General features: G+C 59.1%; 1 protein-coding gene. It reads right to left on the bottom strand.

Annotation, left to right across the window (positions count from 1 at the left end):
* Window positions 1-400: FAD-dependent monooxygenase (locus tag EO170_RS08200; protein WP_241239398.1), on the bottom strand; the 400-nt coding region annotated here is incomplete at its 3' end.
* Window positions 401-411 lie beyond the last annotated feature (11 nt).

Below are 411 nucleotides of genomic sequence, written 5' to 3'. Positions count from 1 at the left end.
CCCAAAAGCCGATATGTTCGAACTCGACGTCGAACGTCGCACCCGCTGCGCGATGCAGATACGCAGTGAAGTCGAAATTGTCCTTGGTCGTGTCAGCCGGCACTGGCGCATGGAAAAACCATGTATTGCCAAGGTCGACGCGGCCGAAGAACTGCCAATACCCTTTGAGGTCCGGGTGCAGCACGTTGTAGAAGGACTTGCCGGGAAAACGCTTCAGGAGTTCGTGCAATCCAGTGGAGCGGAAGACAAGCAGCACCATCAGCCTATCGTGGTCGGAACGGCTCTGCGGGATGCCGGCTAGGTCGCGCACGACAGACTTGCTGCCGTCGCAGCCAACAAGATAGCGAGCGCGGATTTTTACCGCGTCGCCGCCGTCGCGTGGCACGGCTGTCACTGTCACACCGTCTGCAT

Source organism: Xanthomonas sp. BRIP62409, from assembly GCF_003992965.1.
GTDB lineage: Bacteria > Pseudomonadota > Gammaproteobacteria > Xanthomonadales > Xanthomonadaceae > Xanthomonas > Xanthomonas euroxanthea.
This window is presented reverse-complemented; position numbering and strand designations above follow the sequence as displayed.